The following is a 16,964-nucleotide window of genomic DNA, read 5'->3' as shown; positions in this document are numbered from 1 at the left end:
GCACCAAAAAGCGAGAGTTCCCCCGTGCACCATCTTGCCCCAGGGGCGTAGTCACCGCCACCGCCTACCTGAAAGGGAAAGCGTTGAACTGAGGTGGGGCCAAAACGTGATGCCAGCGCCCTTGGCAACTATGCTGAAGCCCACGGTGTGCGACTCGCGCCGTGAGGTTGGATCAATAATACATTCGACATGGGCGGCCGGCAGGGATGGTGAGCTCCAGGGACACAGGGAAACGCTATGGTTCGTAAAGAAGGCAAGCTGGTATTCATCGCCTCTACCGTGATCATCTTTGGGCTGGTGATCGTTGGCGCTTCGTTTCCGGAGCGCTTTGGCAGCGGCGCCGAGGCCGCGCTAGGGGCAGTGACCGAGTATATGGGGTGGTTCTACCTGCTATCGGTGTTTGGCTTCGTGTTGTTTCTTTTCGGGCTGGCGTTCAGCAAATACGGCAAGGTGCGGCTGGGCCCTCAGGACTCGAAGCCGGACTACACCTTTTTCTCCTGGATCAGTATGCTGCTCGCTGCCGGCTTTGGCGTGGGGCTGGTGTTCTACGGTATGGCCGAGCCGATGAGCCACTATATCGAGCCGCCCTACGGCGATTTTGAGCCGGAAACCGAAGCCGCGGCGCGCTACGCCATCCAGTACAGCTACTTCAACTGGGGAATACATCAGTGGGCGGCGTTCTCGGTGGTGGGGCTGATCATCGCCTACTTCCAGTTTCGCAAGGGCCAGGCCGGGCTGGTCTCCTCGGTGCTCTCGTCAATCGTGGCGAAAAAGCCCGCGCTACGCCCCTTCGTTTCCTGGATCGACGTGTTCGCGGTGGTGGCCACGGTGATGGGGGTGGCGACGTCGCTGGGCCTGGGCGTTTTACAGATGAACGGCGGGCTCAATGCGGTGTTCGGCGTGCCGGAGAGCACGCTTTGGCAGTTCATCATCTTGTCGGTGATGTTCTGCGCCTACATGCTCTCGACCTGGTCGGGGCTCGACAAGGGCATCAAGCGGCTATCGAATCTCAACCTTGCCATCTGTATCGGGCTAATGCTCTACGTACTGATCACCGGCCCAACGCTTGCGATTCTGGAAACCATTACGCTGGGCATCGGCGACTACATCCAGAATTTCATCGGCATGAGCCTGCGTATTTCACCCTATAGCTCGAACACCTGGGCGAGCGAATGGACGATTTTCTACTGGGCCTGGGTCATCGCCTGGTCGCCCTTCGTGGGGACCTTCGTGGCGCGGGTTTCCCGCGGGCGCACGATCAAGGAGTACGTATTTGGCGTGCTGATCATGCCGCCGCTGCTGGCGTGCTTGTGGATCGGCGTGTTCGGCGGCGCTGCGCTTAACATGGAGCTCAACGGCGACAACATAGGCTTGGCCGCGGCCACTCAGGAGAACATTACGGTGGCGCTTTTCGAGATGTACGAGCTGATGCCCTTCACAAGCATTCTCTCGCTGGTGTCGATTCTGCTGATCTTCATCTTTTTGGTGACCTCGGCGGACTCGGCCTCTTATATCGTGGCGCAGATGACCGATAACGGCTCCATCAACCCGCCGCTTTACAAGCGGGTGACCTGGGGGGTGTTGATTGCGGCGATCTGCTTGACGCTGATCGCGGCAGGCGGCCTGACCGGGCTTCAGTCCGCGGCGGTGCTGGCAGCGCTGCCCTTTACCTTCATTCTCTATCTGATGGTGTACGTGCTGGTGCGTGAGCTGCAGGCGGATCGCCGCTCGATGCTGACCCAGCTCTACCGTCGCCACGGCGATACGCCGGTCGGCGCCGATGCGTTCGAAGCCGACGAGCTGAGTGACGCCGAGCGCGAACGCCTGCGCCGGGCGCCGCTCGTGGTCAATCGTCGCATCAAGGGCTAGACTTGATCTATTATCCAACGAACCATTTACAGGAGTAAGCGCTCATGGCTCGACCACGCCACGGCGCCACGCGACGACAGCCCAAGGGGGCGGCGCTCGAACGCTACAGCGCCGTCTTCGACCGGTGGCTGGATCTGGTCGTGATCGTGGCGGTGTTGACGGCGCTGGTCATTGGCTTCTCCGCAGTGCTGGCGCACTGGTTGCTCACCTGATGGGGTGGCGCCGGCACGCCTTCCCCCGGGGCCGCCAAACAAAGCGATAAGCGCCGAAGAGACGTTAAGCAGAAGGTATTTTGAAAAGGGCCACCACGGCCCTTTTTTCGTGGGCAGTTTACGCCTCGGGAAATACTGGCCTGAACGCTTCGATGCGGTTTCGCCCGCGGTTTTTGGCGTGGTAAAGCCGCGCGTCGGCCAGCTGGAGTAGGTGGTTGGGGGACTCATCGCGGGCGGGGTGTTGGCAGGCCACGCCCATGCTCAGCGTCAGCACGCTGTCGGTGAGGTTTTGGGCGTGAGGGATCGCGAGGGCCAGTACGGCCTGACGCAAATGGTTGGCGGTGTTCAGCGCGGCGTAAAGATCCTTGCCCGGTAGTACGCAGACGAACTCCTCGCCACCGTAGCGCGCCAGAAGATCGGTGTTTGAATCGATGCAGCGATTGAGCGTGCGCGCCACGCTTTTGAGCGTCTCGTCGCCGGTGGTGTGGCCGTAGTGGTCGTTGAACGCCTTGAAGCAGTCGATATCGATGAAGATGATCGCCAGCGGCGTTTGGGTCTGTATGGCGTGCGCCCACTGGCTTTCCAGAAAGGTGTCGAAGTAACGGCGGTTGGCGATGCCGGTCAATCCGTCATGGTGCGAGAGCTGGTGCAGGTGATCGCGCTGCTCCAGACCGCGCTGAAATTCACGCAGCAGATGATCCATGCTCTCGACCAGGTGGCCCAGCTCGTCGTTGCGGTGGCCTTTGAGCCGCGGTTTGGGCCATTGGGCGGGCAGCGCCGGGTCGGTTTCGATAATGGCCGCATGTACCCGCAGCAGGGGCCTTGTGATGAAGACGTGAAAAAAGAGCACGAACAAAAGGCTCAGTAAAAAGGCTTCCAGAATACTGATGCCCACCACGCTGAAGCTGCGCGCCAGAAATCGAGCGGTGAGGTGCTCGTGATCGAGCGCCAGGTGGATTTCGCCGACGCGCGACGCCGGAAGCGCATCGTCCACGTAATAGCGAAGCGGCGCCTGGTACTCGAGCATGTCGCCAAACAGCGCCTCGCCGAGCCAGCCAAGCGGTCCTGAACGCGCATCGAAATTGGCCAGCACCCGGCCGAAATCGTCCTGAATCATGACGTAGGCGACGTCGCTTGCGTTGAATAGCCCGGAGGCGATCTGTTCGGCAAGCTCGGGGTTGAGCTGAAACGCCGCCTCCGCCGCCGCGCCGTTGATGATCGCGATCTGCTGCTCGGTGCGCTGTTCGATGTCTCGGCGCATGGTATGAGCGTGGCCCAGAAGCTCCAGGCTACCCGATACCAGGCTGATCAGGGTAGCGATCAGCAGCGTTAAAAGCGCCTGCTTTAGCGTCAGGCGTCCTCTGACGAGCCGGGCGCGATGTTTCATGGCGTCGCTCGCAGTACGTGCTGAAGCCGCATCATTACGTGATGGGGAACGCTTGGATGACAGGCGAGGTAAAGCGGCATGTAGGCGAAGGTGAACAGGTGGCGCAGGACCACGTGGCGTTCGGCAGCGATGGCCTCAGCCGTTGCCCGGCCGGTCACGATGACGTCCAATAACCCGGCCTCCAGGCGCGCCACGTTCACCCGCTCGCTCGGCGCCCGGATGATGCGGATACCTCGGCTTTCGGCGTAGTCGCCAATCGCATCTTCGCGAAAGCTGCCCACTCGCAGGCCAACAAGCTCGCTCAGCCGTGTTGGCGTAAAGGTGGTATCGGTACGCGCCAGCGCCGCCCATTCGTTGATCGCAAGCGGCCCGGCCCAGCGAAACATCAGTTCCCGTGCGGGCGTACGGGTAGTGGAATAGACACAGTGGTCCGGGCGAAAGCGCGCTTCGGTATACGCTCGCGCCCAGGGAAAAAGCTGAAATCGGGCGTCGATACCGGTTTCGTCAAAGGCCCGGCGCAGCCGCGCGGTGGCCTCGCCAACGATGACGCCATCGATTTGATAGTTGAACGGCGGGTACTCTTCGGTATTGACGCTCAGCCGGTAGGTCGGCGTTTGCGCCGACAGCGACGGGCAGACAAGCATCGCCGTCAGCAAGGTGAGCCAGTGAAGGCGCCTTGCGCTACTCATCCCTGCGCTACTCATCCTTGTACACCAGCGAGGGGTTTTCCAGCGCATGCAGCTCGGCCAGCGCCCGTTGGAAGTGCGCCACCAGCGCGGGGTCGCTTTGCCGATTGATAGCGAAGTAGAGCGGGTAGCGGCTCAGCGTATGGATCGGTTCGAGCGCGGTGGGGGCGTGGCCGGCGCGCTCGGCCAGCCAGTCGACCACGCTCGTGCTGTAAGCCCAGAGATCGACACGCTCGTTCAACAGCATGGCGAGGGCGCTTTGGCTGTCCAGCGCCCGGTGAATCAAGTGATCCGGATAGCCCGCCTCGGCCAGGTTGAGCTCGCCAATGTCCCCCCGTATGGCGGCGATCCGAAGGCCGACTCGGGCCGCCTCGTCGAGGGTATCAAGGGTAATGCCGGCCTCGCGCCGGGCGATCAGCGCGACCCGATCGATGGCGATGGGACCGACCCAATCGAAAAGCGGCTCTCTGGACGGCGTGCGGTTGGTCGAAAACAGCACGGTATTCGGTGTTTCAAGCGCCAATTGATAGGCGCGAAGCCATGGGTAGCTCTGAATAAGGGCCGGGTCGAAGGGGGTGTGCGTATGCTGAAAAAGTTGCCTGAGCAGGTCGATCGTCTGGCCCGTTTGCGACCCCTGATCGAGGTGATTGTAGGGCGGATACTCTTCGGTGACGTAAGAGAAGTGCGAAAGTGAAGGGGTGTCGTCGCCAAACGCTGCAAAACACCACGCAAGCCCCGCCAGCAACGATACGCTTTTCATCGGTACTGGTTTGTTTGCAGCGACTCCGTGTGGCATTGAGCAATATCCCGGCATGGCTTCTCGAAAAATTAGAGCAACTTTCGCCCTCTGTCATCCCATTTTTACCGGGTTACGCGTTACTGTAGAGCATTGCCACCTTGTTGAAGTCTGCCTGCTCGAGAGCCTCCATGTCCCTGAATATGTCATCTGAAGCGTCGAAAAGCGCGCCGGTCTACGCCTCCCGGCGCGAAATTTTTGGCTGGGCGATGTTCGACTTCGCCAACCAGGCCTACACGCTACTCATCATCACGGTAGTGTTTGGCGAGCTATTCACGACCGTCATCGTCGGCGATCGCGGCGACGGCTTTCGCCTGGCCAACTTTCTGTGGAGCCTGGCGCTGGCCTTAAGCTACCTGATGGTGGTGGTGAGCGCGCCGCTTTGCGGGGCCATCATGGATTACCGCGCCGAGAAAAAGCGCTTTCTACTGGCAAGCTATCTTGCGACGGTGGCGACCACCGCCATGCTGTACTTCGTCGAGCCGGGCTACGTGGTGGCGGGGCTTTTGCTGATCGTGCTTTCCAACTACGCCTACTCGATGGGAGAGTCGTTCATCGCCGCCTTTCTACCCGAGCTCGGCCCGCCGCAGTCGCTGGGAAAAATTTCGGGCTTTGGCTGGGCGCTGGGTTATATCGGCGGGCTGTTGGCGGCGGGCTTTACCCTGGTGGTGCTGGGTGAAGCCACGCTCGAGAATTATGATCGCATCCGCTGGGTCGGGCCTTTCGCCGCCGGCTTCTTTTTGGTTGCCGCCATCCCGACCTTTGTGTGGCTCAAGGAGCGCGGCGTGGCAAGGCCCGGCGGCGTGTCGTATCGGCAAATCGCCACGGCGCAGCTTTTTTCCACGTTCAAGGAGCTGCGGCATTTTCGCGACCTGACGATCTTTCTGGTGTCGCTGTTGTTCTCGATGGCCGGGGTCTACATCATCATCGCCTTCGCCTTCATCTACGGCGCCCAGGTGATCGGCTGGGACGAGGGCGTGCGCAACATCATGTTCATCGTCGTGCAGGTGACTGCCGCCATCGGCGCAGTGGGCTTTGGTTTCATTCAGGACACTTTCGGCGCCAAGCGCACCTATCAAATGACGCTGGCGCTCTGGGTGGTGGCCATCGTCGCTATCTGGGCAACGCCGGAGCTGACCGCTTGGGCCAACGCCCAGTTTGGCTGGCAGTGGCAGGCGCAGTACGTCTTCTTGTACGTCGGGTGCCTGGCGGGGCTGAGTCTTGGGTCGAGCCAGTCGGCGAGCCGCGCGCTGGTGGGCGTATTTTCACCCTTGGCCAAATCGGCCGAGTTTTTCGGTTTCTGGGGGCTCGCCAACAAGCTGGCGGGCGTTTTAGGCATTGTCGTGCTGGGCGTGCTGCAAACGTTGATTGGCCTTCAAGCCTCTATCCTATTATGTGCAGGACTGTTTTTAACGGCGATGCTGATCTGTGCTGGTGTCAACGAACGGCGCGGCCGCGAGGCGGCGACGGCATGGCAAAGCACCTGATGACGGGGGTGTGTATGACATCGCAACGCGCGCAGCGCGGCGGCATCGTGATGATGCTGCTTTTCTGGGTGCTGCTGATCGGCGCCGGCACCTGGCTGATCGACGGCGGCTTCAAGAACCTGACCACGCCCAACGCCCACGTCATCAACTCGGCGCCCGACGGCGCGCCGGTGCGGCTTTCGCGCAATCGCTCCGGCCATTTCGAGGCGCCCGGGCGCATCAACGGCGAGCCGGTCACGTTTTTGCTCGATACCGGTGCCACCTACGTGGCGGTGTCCACCGAGCTTGCCGAGCGGCTCTCGCTCACTCCCGGCCGCAGTGCCTGGTTCAATACGGCCAACGGCCGTGTGAAGGGGCACCTGACCGAACTCGACGAGGTGGCGCTGGGGGGGTTGCAGGCAAGCAACGTCCAGGGTTCGATCAGCCCCGGCATGGAGCGCGACACGGTGCTTTTAGGCATGAGCTTTCTGAGTCTTTTCACCATCGAAATCGCCGGTGGCGAAATGCTTTTGCGTCTGCCGCCTTGAGGCCGGCACTACGTCGCTTCATGGCCTCGCATGTTGAACACAAGGTGCTATGCTAAGCGGGTCACACAGGGATATCAGTACACAAGGAGAGTCGTTATGGGAATCGAAGTCGGCGGTCTGCTGGGCCTCATCTGGTTAATCATCGTGATCTGGGCGATCGTGAAAGTCGCCAAAAGTTCGGCGGGCGGTCTTGCCAAGCTGATCTGGATCCTGGTGCTGCTGTTTTTCCCGCTCATCGGACTCATCATCTGGTTCTTGTTCGGGCCCAAGGGATAGCGCCGTTACCGCAACATGAAAAAAAGCAGGCCCGTGCGGGCCTGCTTTTTTTGTGCCTGTCGAACTTTCGTGCCCGTAAAGCCTGGGCGAGCCGAACCTGTTTAGCAGGTCAAGGCGCCTGAGCCGTCAATGCTGAGCGTTGTCGTCGCTGGACGGCGGGGCCTTGTAGTGGCCCGGAATGGTCAGCTTTTCACCGTTGGGCAAATCGCGGACCTGGGTGGGAACATAAATTCGTTTGATGACGCTTTTGGTCTTGTGAGTACTCATCATTCTCTCCTGCCAGTAGCCAAATGAAAGGTTGACAACCGAGTGAGCCCACATTATCGCGGCGCAAAACGGTAATCAAGCGGGGGCGGGGGAGAAATCGCGTGCCGTGCGTGAAAATGCGTATCAATGCCCTCTTGCAATTTAAGGCACAAACGTTAATAAATGGTAAGCAAGTGTTACCATGGAAGGGGGCTCCATGTTATTAAGACAAGCTGGGCCACTGAGGCAATGATCCATTATCAAGGAAGCGGGAGCCGCTCATGAACGACTGTCCCGATAAAGACCACGTGCTCATCATCGAAGACGATCAGCGACTGGCCGGGTTAACCCGCGACTATCTGGAAAACAACGGTTTCAAGGTCACCGTGGAAGCCGACGGTGGCAAAGGGGTCGAGCGCATTCTCGAGCTGCAGCCGGATCTGGTGATTCTGGATCTGATGCTGCCCGGGGAAGATGGTCTGTCGATCTGCCGGCGGGTTCGCCATAATTTCGCCGGGCCGATCATGATGCTGACCGCCCGCACCGACGATCTGGATCAGGTGCTGGGACTTGAGATGGGCGCCGACGACTACGTGCCCAAACCCGTACAGCCGCGCGTACTGCTGGCCCGCATGCGCGCGTTGATGCGCCGCGCCGACGCGCCCGCCGCCCCCAACGGCGAAGTAAGGCTTCAGTTTTCCAATCTGGATATCGATAGCGCCACCCGCGAGGCGTTTCTGGACGGTGAGCGTATCGATCTGACCAGCGCCGAGTTCGATCTTCTCTGGCTATTGGCGCGCAATGCCGGCAACGTTTTGACCCGGGAAGAGATCTTCAGCGATCTGCGCGGCATCAAGTACGACGGCCAGGACCGTTCTATCGACGTGCGTGTGTCGCGTATTCGACCCAAGATCGGCGACGACCCCCATCAGCCGCACCGTATCAAGACCGTTCGCAGCAAGGGCTACCTCTTTGTCAAGGATAGCTGACGGCGCCGGCGCCTTCGTGGCGAACGCGTATCCACGAGGTAGGGCTCATGCCGCGCGTGCCTAGCCAGGGCTCCTTTCTACGCTTTTACGTGCTGTTGGGCCTGGCCCTGTGCATCGTCTTTTTGATCTCCATCGGCGGGCGTACGTTCATCGAGCAGGTGCGCCGCGAAGAGTTTCGTGAAGAGCTGACAAGCCTGCCCATGACGCTGATGACCCGCCAGCTTGCCGCGCTCGCGCCCGAGCGCCGCGCCGAGCGGCTGGAAACCTTCGCCCGTCAGTTCGGCATGCAGCTGACCCTCATTCCCGTGTCGGACGCGGCGCCTGGCTATTTCGAGGCCGCCCGACTCAAGCGCGGTCGCCCGGTGATCGACGAGGACCCCTGGCAGCTTCGCCAGCTCATTCCCGGCGGTTCATTTGAGCAGGGAACGCTTTTGAGCGCGACCCTCATGGGCTGGAGCGAGCGTCAGTGGCAGGCAAGCGTGGTGTTGCTCGGCGACTGGCTCGGCCAAACGCCACAGGACGAGCGCCCGGCGCTGCTCTCCGAGCTGCGCTTGCCCCACTGGCCGCTGACGCTGCTGACGACGCTGCCCGAAGACCTGACGACCGTTCAACGCCAGGCGCTGGCGCGCGGCGAGGTCGTGACAAGGCTGGTCACCGAGCAGCTGACGCTATCGTTTATCTATCGCATACCCGAAAGCGACCAGTGGTTGAAGGTCGGCCCGATTCCACGCCACGAAACCATGCCGCTGGGACTTCACCTGCCCCTTCTCATCGGCGTCATGGCGGTGCTGAGTCTGATCATCTATCTGATCATGCGCAGCATCGAGGCGCGCATGGCGCGTTTGGAGCTTGCCGCGACGCGTATTGCCAGCGGCCGGCTCGAAACCCGCGTGAAGGTCGAAAGCGGCGACTTTTTAGGCCGGTTGGGCATGGCTTTCAACGCCATGGCAAGCCAGGTACAGACGCTGTTGAAAGGCCAGCAGGAGATGATTCGCGCGGTATCCCACGAGCTGAGAACGCCGGTGGCGCGCATTCGCTTCGCCGTGCAGATGGTCGAGGATATGACCGAAGAGCCCTCGATTCGCCATCAGCTCCAGGGGATCGACGCCGACATTGCCGAGCTCGACGACCTGGTCGACGAGATTTTGACCTACGCCCGTTTGGGCGGCGGGCCGGACCACGGCGATCCGCTGGATATGGTGCCGGTGGAGTGCTCGGCCATGGCGAACCGCGTGATCGACGCGCTGACGCCGCTGCACAAGTCGCTTTCGATCACGCTCGAAGCGGATAGCGAAATAGAGCTTCTGGCCGAGCCGCGCTATCTGCAGCGGGCGCTGCAAAACCTGGTCAGCAACGCCTGCCGCCATGGGCGCAGCCAGGTCGTCATTCGGGTGTGGGACGAGCCGCAGCTGGTGCGCTTCGACGTCGAGGACGATGGCCCAGGCGTTCCGGTAGAGGCGCGCAGCGACATCTTCAAACCCTTTGCGCGACTGGACGACAGCCGCGCGCGAAGCTCCGGCGGCTATGGCTTGGGGCTCTCTATCGTGCAGAAAGTCATGTCCGGGCACGGTGGCAGCGTCACCGTCGATGAAAGCCCGAAGCTCGGCGGCGCGCGCTTTACGCTGTTGATTCCTCGTCGGGAGTCGCCGGCTTGACGCCGCTGAGCACCGCAAACGAGGTTTCTCGCGCGGTGCGCAGAAAATCGCGCATCCAGGGCGTGGCGCGGGTTTCCTCGCGAATCGCCGCGAACAGCGTGCTCCAGATCCCCGTTTCACCAAGCGTCACTGCGCTTACGTAGTCGCGCTCCAGATACTCGGTCAGCGCCCAGTTGGGCAGCGCGCACACGCCGCGCCCGCTGGCCACCAGCTGCATCATCATGATGGTGAGCTCAGCGGTGCGAATCTCTTTAGGGCGCACCTGGGCGGGGCTCAGAAACTGGGTGAAGACGTCCAGCCGTGAATGCTCCACCGGATAGGTGATCAGCGTCTCATCGGCGAGCTCCTGAGGGGTGACGAAGCTCTTTTTGGCGAAGGGGTGCTGGCGCGCCACGGCCAGAAGGCCTTCGTAGCGAAACAGCGGCGCGTAATGAATTCCGTCGATCGGCTGGGGGTCGGCGGTGATCACCAGATCGAGCTGCTCTTTGGCCAGCGCCGGCAGCGGGTCGAAGTGGTGGCCGCTCGGGATATCGATTTCGATTTCCGGCCAGTGATCGCGAAAGTAGTCCACCGTTGGCATCAGCCACTGAAAGCAGCTGTGGCACTCGATCGCCATGTGAAGCCGGCCCTGCTCGGTGCCGGCCAGCCGCGCCAGATCGCGCTCGGCGCGGCGCACTGCAGGCAGAAGCTCGTCGGCCAGCGCAAGAAGGCGAAGCCCCGCGCGAGTGAACTCCACCGGGCGCGTCTTGCGCACGAACAACGGGCTTGCCACCCGATTTTCCAGATCCTTCAACTGATGCGACAGCGCCGACTGGGTAAGGTGAACGCGCTCGGCGGCCTCGACCAGCGAGCCGGTTTCGTGAAGCGCGATCAGAGTGCGCAAATGGCGTAGTTCGAGCATGGTAAAAATTCACGATTAAGAATGAACAGTTGAGTCATGTTCATTCTAAGCCAGAGTACGCCATAACACATCCTACTCTCTCACTGACGCCTCACTCACACCTCGCTAGCTTTTCGACGCATAGGCGTACAGCAGCGTTTCCTGAGCGCTGATGGGGTCGCTTTTACCCGGGCTTTGCAGGTGGTAGCTGCCGTCGCTTTCGAGTATCCAGCTCTGGCAGTTGTCCACCAGATAGGTCTCTAAATCCTTGCGCACGCGGTTGGCGAGCTTCTTGTCCTTGAGCAGAAAGCAGGTCTCGACCCGGTGGAACATGTTGCGCGTCATGAAGTCGGCGCTGGCGCACCAGGTTTCCGGCTTGCCGCCGTTGTGAAAGTGGAACACCCGGGTGTGTTCGAGAAACCGGCCGATGATCGAGCGCACGCGAATGTTCTCCGACACCCCCTTCACCCCCGGGCGAAGGCTGCACATGCCGCGAATGATCAGATCGCACTCCACGCCGGCCTGGGAGGCGCGGTAGAGCGCCTTGATCAGCTTGGGCTCGGTCAGCGAGTTGCACTTGATGATGATATGGCCGCGTTTGCCGCGGGCGGCGAACTGGGCCTCGCGATCGATCATTTCGATCAGCCGCGCGTGCAGCGTGAAGGGGGCGTGGAGCAGGGTGTCGATCTTGCGCGTCTGGCCCATGCCGGAAAGCTGCTGGAAGACTCTATGAACGTCGGCGCAAAGCGCCTGATTGGCGGTCATGAGGCTGTAATCGGTATAGAGCCTGGCGGTTTTGGCGTGGTAGTTGCCGGTGCCCAAATGCGCGTAGTGTCTGAGCTCCCCGCCTTCGCGGCGCACGATGTGGATCATCTTGGCGTGAGTCTTGTAAGCCATGATGCCGTAGATCACGATCGCACCGGCCTCCTGCAGGCGCGAGGCGAGCTGCAGGTTGTCGGCTTCGTCGAATCGCGCGCGCAGCTCGATCACCACGGTCACTTCCTTGCCCTGGCTTGCCGCCTCCACCAGGGCGCCGACGATGGAGGAGTCCGCGCCGGTGCGATAAAGCGTCTGCTTGATCGCCAACACGTCCGGGTCGCGAGCCGCCTCGCGCAGCAGATCCTCGATCGGCGAGAACGCCTGGAACGGGTGATGCAGCAAAATGTCCTGCTGGCGGATAGCGCTAAAGAGGCTGCCCTCCTTCAGCCCCTTGGGAATGCTCGGGGTAAAGGGGCGATACACAAGCTCCGGGCGGTCGACGTCGCCCAGCACCGACATCATGCGCGTCAGGTTCACCGGTCCTTCGACGCGGTACAGGTCGTCCTCGGTGAGGTCGAACTGGCGCAGTAAAAAGCCGGTCAGCCCTTCGGGGCAGTTGTTGGCCACCTCCAGGCGTACGCCGCTGCCGTAGCGTCGTGCCAGAAGCTCGCCCCTGAGCGCCGAAGCGAGATCGGACACCTCCTCCGGGTCGACGCTCAGATCCGCGTTACGGGTCAAGCGGAACTGGTAGCAGCCCAGCACGCGCATGCCGGGGAAAAGCTCATCGGCGTGCGCGTGAATCATCGACGAAAGAAAGACGTACTCGGAGAAGCCTTCAGAGCAGAGCTCTTTGGGCAGCGCGATCAGGCGCGGCAGCGAGCGCGGGGCGGGCAGGATCGCCATGCCGCCGGCGCGGCCGAAGGCGTCCTTGCCTTCGAGCTCGACGATGAAGTTAAGGCTCTTGTTCACAAGTCGTGGAAACGGGTGCGACGGATCGAGGCCGATCGGGCTGATCACCGGCATGATTTCGCGATCGAAAAATGCGCGCACCCAGGCGCGCTGCTCGTCACACCACTGGTCGCGGCGGCGAAAGCGCAGCCCCTGGGCTTCCAGCGCCGGAAGCAGGGTATTGTTGAGAATTTGATACTGGCGGCGAATCTGGCGATGCGCGGTATCGGAAATTTCGGCCAGCACTGCCTTGGGCAGTCGGCCGTCGGCGGAGGCGGCGTTGTCGTTGAGCGCCACCTGGTGTTTCAGCCCGGCCACACGAATCTCGAAGAACTCGTCCATGTTCGAGGAGAAGATCAGCAGAAACATCAGCCGGTTCAACAGCGGGTGTGCGTCGTCGAGGGCCTGTTCGAGCACGCGGATGTTGAACTGCAGATGCGAAAGCTCGCGGTTGAAGTAGAGCGCCGGGTCGTCCAGGTCGGTCTGGCCGAGCGCCTCCTTCGCCTGAACGCCGGTGGGGGTGCGGTTGATACGAAGCGGAAGGCTCTCGCCTTCAGCGCTTGACGTATCAATACCGGAAGGCGGTGTCGCGTCTGACGTTTGCATCTCCATGACGAATTCCCCGCAGAATGGGCGGCGCGCTTTGTCGGCGCTTTCCTTGACCTTAGTGTGTTGCGCCCGATTCTGCAGGAGAAAGATGACAGTTGCGTGTCACGCGCGCCCGGTTAGCGCTTCGCGCTTAGTAGCCGCGCGGCGTCGAGGGCGAAGTAGGTCAGGATGCCGTCGGCGCCGGCGCGCTTGAAGCACATGAGTGACTCGAGGATCACCGCGTCGGCATCGAGCCAGCCGTTATCGAACGCACCGCGGTGCATGGCGTACTCGCCGCTCACCTGGTAGGCGAAGGTGGGTACACCAAGTTCGCTCTTGACCCGGCGCACCACGTCCAGATAAGGCATGCCGGGCTTGACCATCACCATGTCGGCGCCCTCAGAAATATCGAGCGCGACTTCGTGGATCGCCTCGTCGGTATTGGCCGGGTCCATCTGATAAGTGCGTTTGTCGGCCTTACCCAGATTGCCCGCCGAGCCCACCGCGTCGCGAAACGGGCCGTAGTAGGCCGAAGCGTACTTGGCGCTGTAAGCCATGATGCGAATGTTGTGCAGGTTGTCCTGCTCGAGCACCCGGCGAATGGCACCGATGCGCCCATCCATCATGTCCGAGGGGGCCAGCACGTCGGCGCCGGCTTCGGCGTGGGACAGCGCCTGCTTCAACAGCGTATCGACGGTGCGGTCGTTCTGCACGTAGCCGTGCTCGTCGAGAATGCCGTCCTGACCGTGGCTGGTGTAGGGGTCCAGCGCCACGTCGGTGATGATGCCAAGCTCGGGCAGCGCCGCCTTGAGCGCGCGCACGCTTCGCTGTATCAGGCCGCCCGCGTTGTAAGCCTCTTCGGCGAACTCGCTTTTATGCTCGGGGCCGACCACGGGGAACAGCGCCAGCGCCGGAATGCCGAGCTCGAAGGCTTCGCGCGCCTGCTCGATCAGAAGATCGATGGAGAGGCGCTCGACGCCGGGCATGGAGGCGACGGCCTCGCGCTGATTCTCGCCTTCCAGTACGAACACCGGCAGGATGAGGTCACTGGGCGTCAGGGTGGATTCCTGCATCAGCCGGCGAGAAAAGTCGTCACGGCGCATGCGGCGCATGCGGGTGGCGGGAAACTGACGGGGGCCTGGTGTGCTCAAATGTACTCTCCGCTCGACGCTGACAAAAATGTCCGTGGCCTTGAGTATATCAGCCATGCTCTACGGCGAAAGCCGCCTTGTGGAGGGGGTGAAGAGTGATTAGAGTGTCGATTCCACTAAATCGCTCGCCGTTAGAGATCATGGGTATCACCAAGGGAGACAGGCATGAGCAAAAAAGTAGCAGTGATTCTGGCCGGCTGCGGCGCTTATGATGGATCGGAGATCCATGAGGCGACTCTTACGCTGTTGCGCCTCGACCAGCTCGGCATCGCCTACCGCGCCTTTGCGCCGGACATCGACCAGCATCACGTGATCAATCACCTCTCCCAGGAGGCCGAGGAAGGCGAGACGCGAAGCGTTCTGAAGGAGTCGGCGCGGCTCGTGCGCGGCGATATCCAGCCCATCACCGAGCTTAACGCCGATGACTTCGATGCAGTCATCGTCCCCGGCGGCTTCGGCGTGGCCAAAAACCTCTGCGACTTCGCCGAGAAGGGCGACGCCATGAGCGTGCTCGAAAGCCTCAAGGCCCCGCTTGCCGCTTTCAAGGAGGACGCCAAGCCGATCGGGTTGATGTGCATTGCGCCGGTACTGGTGCCAAGGCTTCTGGGCGACGGCATTTCGGTGACCATCGGGCGTGACCCGGGCGTTGCCGGGGCAATCAGCGCCATGGGTGGGCTGCACAAAAGCTGCGACGTCGACGATATCGTCGTCGATCTGGAGCATCAGGTCGTGACGACCCCCGCCTACATGCAGGCCAAAAGCATCGGCGAGGCCGCCACCGGCATCTTCAAACTGGTCGAGCGGCTCAACGACATGATCGATCAGGCTAAAAAGTAGCCGGCGCTAACGCTTTAGCACAGCGAAAAAAGCCTCTGCAGACGCAGAGGCTTTTTTTATGACGACACCGTGTATGACCACGATGTTTATTACAGCGATGTTTATTACAACGATGTTTATTACAACAAGGCAAAACGGCTACTCGCCGCTCTCCTCGGCCTCGGCGCGAAGCTGGCGCCGGCGCACGAGCCGGCCAAACAGCAGGCCCACCTCGTAGAGGAGGTACATCGGAATGGCCAACAGGCTCTGGGAGATGACGTCCGGCGGGGTGAGCAGCATGCCGACCACGAAGCACCCTAAAATGATGTAGGGGCGCTTTTGCGACAGACTCTGCACCGTGGTGGCGCCGGAGAGAATCAGCAGGAAGGTGGCAATGGGGATCTCGAAGGCCACGCCGAAGGCGAAAAAGAGCTTCAGCACGAAGTTCAGGTACTGATTGATGTCGGTCATCACCGCCACGTTTTCTGGCCCGGTCTGGGTAAAAAACTCGAACAGCAGCGGGAAGACGACGTAGTAGGCGAAGGCCGCGCCGGCGTAAAAGAGTGCCACGCTCGACACCAGAATCGGAATCGCCAGCGCCTTTTCGTTATCGTAAAGCCCGGGCGCCACGAACGCCCAGGCCTGGTGAAGCACGAAGGGGATCGCCAGAAAGACCGCCACCACCAACGTGAGCTTGAACGGCGCCAAAAACGGCGAGGCCACTTCCGTGGCGATCATTTGCGAGCCCGCCGGTAAAAGCGCGATCAAGGGCTCGGCGACAAAGCCGTAGATATCGTTGGCAAAGGCGTAGAGCGCCAGAAACATCACCAGCACCACCGCCACTGCCTTGATGAGCCGCGAGCGCAGCTCGATCAGATGCTCGACCAGCGGCGCCTGGCTTAAATCCTCGCGCGGGCGTTGGTCTTTATGCGAAGGCTGAGAGTCGCCCGGATTGCTCATGGCTGGGTGCGGTCCTTGTTCGGGTCGGCCTCGGCGGGCGGGGTGTCACTTGGCGGCGCCGGCGTCTCATGAACGCTTTCGAGCGCATCGTCTAACCGAGCGCTTGCACGGGCGGCGCGCTCTTCGGTGTCTTCGCTGGTCTGCTTCGAGTGCGAAGCGGGCGAGGCGATGCTTTCCACATCACGCTTGGCCTGCTTCAAGCTCTGGTCGAGCTTTTTCTGCTGCTCGCTGATTTTCTGGCGCAGCTCCTCGGCTTCGAGCTGGGCGCTGATTTCGCGCTGCATGCCGGATACCGTGCGCTTGATCTTACCGATCCACATGCCGGTGGTGCGCGCTGCCTTCGGCAGGCGCTCGGGGCCGAGTACCAGAAGCCCGACGATGCCGATCAGCAACAGTTCTAAAAAGCCGATATCCAGCATGGCTTACGGGCGCTCTTCGCGCTGCTGTTCGGCCTTGCGCTTCTCTTCGGCCTGCACGTCATAGGTGTTGCCCGGCTCTTCGTGGGCGACCTTGGCAGCATCCTTCTCGGAGGCTTTCTCTTTTTCCTTGTCCTCTTCGCTCATCGCGCTTTTGAAACCCTTCACCGCGCCGCCAAGATCGGTGCCGACGTTGCGCAGTTTCTTGGTGCCGAAAATCAAAATGATGATGCCCAATACAATCAAGAGCTGCCAGATACTGATGCCACCTAACATGGTCGTTTCCTCATAAGGCCTTGGCGTAGAACGCGTGGAA

Annotated in this window: 18 protein-coding genes; 8 read left to right on the top strand and 10 right to left on the bottom strand. The window is 61.4% G+C overall.

Annotated elements, in window-relative coordinates:
• Positions 1–237: 237 nt before the first annotated feature.
• Both RN346_RS14285 and RN346_RS14280 read left to right on the top strand, forming a co-directional pair.
• A complete protein-coding gene (locus RN346_RS14285) occupies positions 238–1,869 on the top strand; it encodes a BCCT family transporter (protein ID WP_263586155.1) in 1,632 nt (543 codons plus the stop codon).
• 44 nt (positions 1,870–1,913) lie between these two features.
• Entirely contained in the window at positions 1,914–2,081 is a 168-nt protein-coding gene (locus tag RN346_RS14280; protein ID WP_263586156.1) for a hypothetical protein, read from the top strand.
• 118 nt (positions 2,082–2,199) lie between these two features.
• On the opposite strand, the gene RN346_RS14275 is transcribed toward RN346_RS14280, so the two are convergent.
• Genes RN346_RS14275 through RN346_RS14265 form a run of 3 tightly spaced genes read right to left on the bottom strand, consistent with a single transcriptional unit; the run spans position 2,200 to position 4,914 of the window.
• Positions 2,200–3,468, bottom strand: coding sequence for a GGDEF domain-containing protein (locus RN346_RS14275; protein ID WP_263586157.1), 1,269 nt, complete (start codon positions 3,466–3,468; stop codon positions 2,200–2,202).
• On the bottom strand, positions 3,465–4,172 hold the full coding sequence (locus tag RN346_RS14270) for an ABC transporter substrate-binding protein (protein WP_263586158.1): 708 nt from the start codon (positions 4,170–4,172) through the stop codon (positions 3,465–3,467). The genes RN346_RS14275 and RN346_RS14270 overlap by 4 nt, the downstream gene beginning before the upstream one ends.
• Complete coding sequence (locus RN346_RS14265; protein WP_311961499.1) at positions 4,165–4,914, bottom strand: transporter substrate-binding domain-containing protein; 750 nt, start codon at positions 4,912–4,914, stop codon at positions 4,165–4,167. Before RN346_RS14265 ends, RN346_RS14270 begins: the two co-directional genes overlap by 8 nt.
• 167 nt (positions 4,915–5,081) lie before the next feature.
• On the opposite strand from RN346_RS14265, the gene RN346_RS14260 reads away from it, so the two are divergent.
• The 3 genes from RN346_RS14260 (at position 5,082) to RN346_RS14250 (ending at position 7,240) form a co-directional block, all read left to right on the top strand.
• Positions 5,082–6,437, top strand: a complete 1,356-nt coding sequence (locus RN346_RS14260; protein ID WP_311961498.1) for an MFS transporter — start codon at positions 5,082–5,084, stop codon at positions 6,435–6,437.
• A 14-nt stretch (positions 6,438–6,451) separates the two neighbouring features.
• Positions 6,452–6,964: a TIGR02281 family clan AA aspartic protease gene (locus RN346_RS14255; RefSeq protein WP_263586161.1), complete on the top strand. Its 513-nt coding sequence runs from the start codon at positions 6,452–6,454 to the stop codon at positions 6,962–6,964.
• 96 nt (positions 6,965–7,060) lie between these two features.
• Positions 7,061–7,240: a PLDc N-terminal domain-containing protein gene (locus RN346_RS14250; protein ID WP_089713609.1), complete on the top strand. Its 180-nt coding sequence runs from the start codon at positions 7,061–7,063 to the stop codon at positions 7,238–7,240.
• 126 nt (positions 7,241–7,366) lie between these two features.
• Here RN346_RS14250 and RN346_RS14245 read toward each other — a convergent pair whose 3' ends face one another.
• Positions 7,367–7,507 (bottom strand): hypothetical protein, encoded by a 141-nt coding sequence (locus RN346_RS14245; protein WP_263586162.1) that lies wholly within the window; start codon positions 7,505–7,507, stop codon positions 7,367–7,369.
• Positions 7,508–7,767: 260 nt separating this feature from the next.
• On the opposite strand from RN346_RS14245, the gene RN346_RS14240 reads away from it, so the two are divergent.
• Together RN346_RS14240 and RN346_RS14235 are read left to right on the top strand one after the other, a co-directional pair.
• Positions 7,768–8,475 (top strand): winged helix-turn-helix domain-containing protein, encoded by a 708-nt coding sequence (locus RN346_RS14240; RefSeq protein ID WP_263586163.1) that lies wholly within the window; start codon positions 7,768–7,770, stop codon positions 8,473–8,475.
• A 47-nt stretch (positions 8,476–8,522) separates the two neighbouring features.
• On the top strand, positions 8,523–10,130 hold the full coding sequence (locus RN346_RS14235) for an ATP-binding protein (protein ID WP_311961497.1): 1,608 nt from the start codon (positions 8,523–8,525) through the stop codon (positions 10,128–10,130).
• Here RN346_RS14235 and RN346_RS14230 read toward each other — a convergent pair.
• The 3 genes from RN346_RS14230 to hemB all read right to left on the bottom strand — a co-directional run bounded on the left by RN346_RS14230 (position 10,093) and on the right by hemB (position 14,456).
• Complete coding sequence (locus RN346_RS14230) at positions 10,093–11,031, bottom strand: LysR family transcriptional regulator (RefSeq protein ID WP_311961496.1); 939 nt, start codon at positions 11,029–11,031, stop codon at positions 10,093–10,095. The genes RN346_RS14235 and RN346_RS14230 overlap by 38 nt on opposite strands.
• A 105-nt stretch (positions 11,032–11,136) precedes the next feature.
• The gene (ppk1, locus tag RN346_RS14225; protein WP_263586166.1) at positions 11,137–13,329 is read right to left on the bottom strand and encodes a polyphosphate kinase 1; all 2,193 of its coding nucleotides are present in this window, start codon (positions 13,327–13,329) and stop codon (positions 11,137–11,139) included.
• A gap of 113 nt (positions 13,330–13,442) precedes the next feature.
• Entirely contained in the window at positions 13,443–14,456 is a 1,014-nt protein-coding gene (gene hemB, locus RN346_RS14220; protein ID WP_263586167.1) for a porphobilinogen synthase, read from the bottom strand.
• A gap of 165 nt (positions 14,457–14,621) precedes the next feature.
• Here hemB and elbB point away from each other — a divergent pair, with 165 nt between their 5' ends.
• Positions 14,622–15,293: an isoprenoid biosynthesis glyoxalase ElbB gene (gene elbB, locus RN346_RS14215; RefSeq protein WP_263586168.1), complete on the top strand. Its 672-nt coding sequence runs from the start codon at positions 14,622–14,624 to the stop codon at positions 15,291–15,293.
• 138 nt (positions 15,294–15,431) lie between these two features.
• On the opposite strand, the gene tatC is transcribed toward elbB, so the two are convergent.
• From tatC to tatA, 3 genes are read right to left on the bottom strand one after another with little or no spacing between them, the layout of a single operon-like run.
• Positions 15,432–16,232, bottom strand: a complete 801-nt coding sequence (gene tatC, locus RN346_RS14210) for a twin-arginine translocase subunit TatC (protein WP_311961495.1) — start codon at positions 16,230–16,232, stop codon at positions 15,432–15,434.
• Positions 16,229–16,651: a Sec-independent protein translocase protein TatB gene (gene tatB, locus RN346_RS14205; protein WP_263586170.1), complete on the bottom strand. Its 423-nt coding sequence runs from the start codon at positions 16,649–16,651 to the stop codon at positions 16,229–16,231. The genes tatC and tatB overlap by 4 nt, the downstream gene beginning before the upstream one ends.
• 3 nt (positions 16,652–16,654) lie before the next feature.
• Entirely contained in the window at positions 16,655–16,924 is a 270-nt protein-coding gene (tatA, locus tag RN346_RS14200) for a Sec-independent protein translocase subunit TatA (protein WP_263586171.1), read from the bottom strand.
• Positions 16,925–16,964 lie beyond the last annotated feature (40 nt).

The organism is Halomonas sp. PAMB 3232, from assembly GCF_031954225.1.
Classification (GTDB): Bacteria; Pseudomonadota; Gammaproteobacteria; order Pseudomonadales; family Halomonadaceae; genus Vreelandella.
Note: the sequence above shows the minus strand (reverse complement) of the source record. Positions and strands in the feature narration are given on the sequence as shown.

What these genes read in the sequence shown, in the direction of transcription:
- RN346_RS14285 (WP_263586155.1), top strand. Translation starts at nt 238, where the DNA reads ATGGTTCGTAAAGAAGGCAAGCTGGTATTCATCGCCTCTACCGTGATC.
- RN346_RS14280 (WP_263586156.1), top strand. Translation starts at nt 1,914, where the DNA reads ATGGCTCGACCACGCCACGGCGCCACGCGACGACAGCCCAAGGGGGCG.
- RN346_RS14275 (WP_263586157.1), bottom strand. Translation starts at nt 3,468, where the DNA reads ATGAAACATCGCGCCCGGCTCGTCAGAGGACGCCTGACGCTAAAGCAG.
- RN346_RS14270 (WP_263586158.1), bottom strand. Translation starts at nt 4,172, where the DNA reads ATGAGTAGCGCAGGGATGAGTAGCGCAAGGCGCCTTCACTGGCTCACC.
- RN346_RS14265 (WP_311961499.1), bottom strand. Translation starts at nt 4,914, where the DNA reads ATGAAAAGCGTATCGTTGCTGGCGGGGCTTGCGTGGTGTTTTGCAGCG.
- RN346_RS14260 (WP_311961498.1), top strand. Translation starts at nt 5,082, where the DNA reads ATGTCCCTGAATATGTCATCTGAAGCGTCGAAAAGCGCGCCGGTCTAC.
- RN346_RS14255 (WP_263586161.1), top strand. Translation starts at nt 6,452, where the DNA reads ATGACATCGCAACGCGCGCAGCGCGGCGGCATCGTGATGATGCTGCTT.
- RN346_RS14250 (WP_089713609.1), top strand. Translation starts at nt 7,061, where the DNA reads ATGGGAATCGAAGTCGGCGGTCTGCTGGGCCTCATCTGGTTAATCATC.
- RN346_RS14245 (WP_263586162.1), bottom strand. Translation starts at nt 7,507, where the DNA reads ATGAGTACTCACAAGACCAAAAGCGTCATCAAACGAATTTATGTTCCC.
- RN346_RS14240 (WP_263586163.1), top strand. Translation starts at nt 7,768, where the DNA reads ATGAACGACTGTCCCGATAAAGACCACGTGCTCATCATCGAAGACGAT.
- RN346_RS14235 (WP_311961497.1), top strand. Translation starts at nt 8,523, where the DNA reads ATGCCGCGCGTGCCTAGCCAGGGCTCCTTTCTACGCTTTTACGTGCTG.
- RN346_RS14230 (WP_311961496.1), bottom strand. Translation starts at nt 11,031, where the DNA reads ATGCTCGAACTACGCCATTTGCGCACTCTGATCGCGCTTCACGAAACC.
- ppk1 (WP_263586166.1), bottom strand. Translation starts at nt 13,329, where the DNA reads ATGGAGATGCAAACGTCAGACGCGACACCGCCTTCCGGTATTGATACG.
- elbB (WP_263586168.1), top strand. Translation starts at nt 14,622, where the DNA reads ATGAGCAAAAAAGTAGCAGTGATTCTGGCCGGCTGCGGCGCTTATGAT.
- tatC (WP_311961495.1), bottom strand. Translation starts at nt 16,232, where the DNA reads ATGAGCAATCCGGGCGACTCTCAGCCTTCGCATAAAGACCAACGCCCG.
- tatB (WP_263586170.1), bottom strand. Translation starts at nt 16,651, where the DNA reads ATGCTGGATATCGGCTTTTTAGAACTGTTGCTGATCGGCATCGTCGGG.
- tatA (WP_263586171.1), bottom strand. Translation starts at nt 16,924, where the DNA reads ATGTTAGGTGGCATCAGTATCTGGCAGCTCTTGATTGTATTGGGCATC.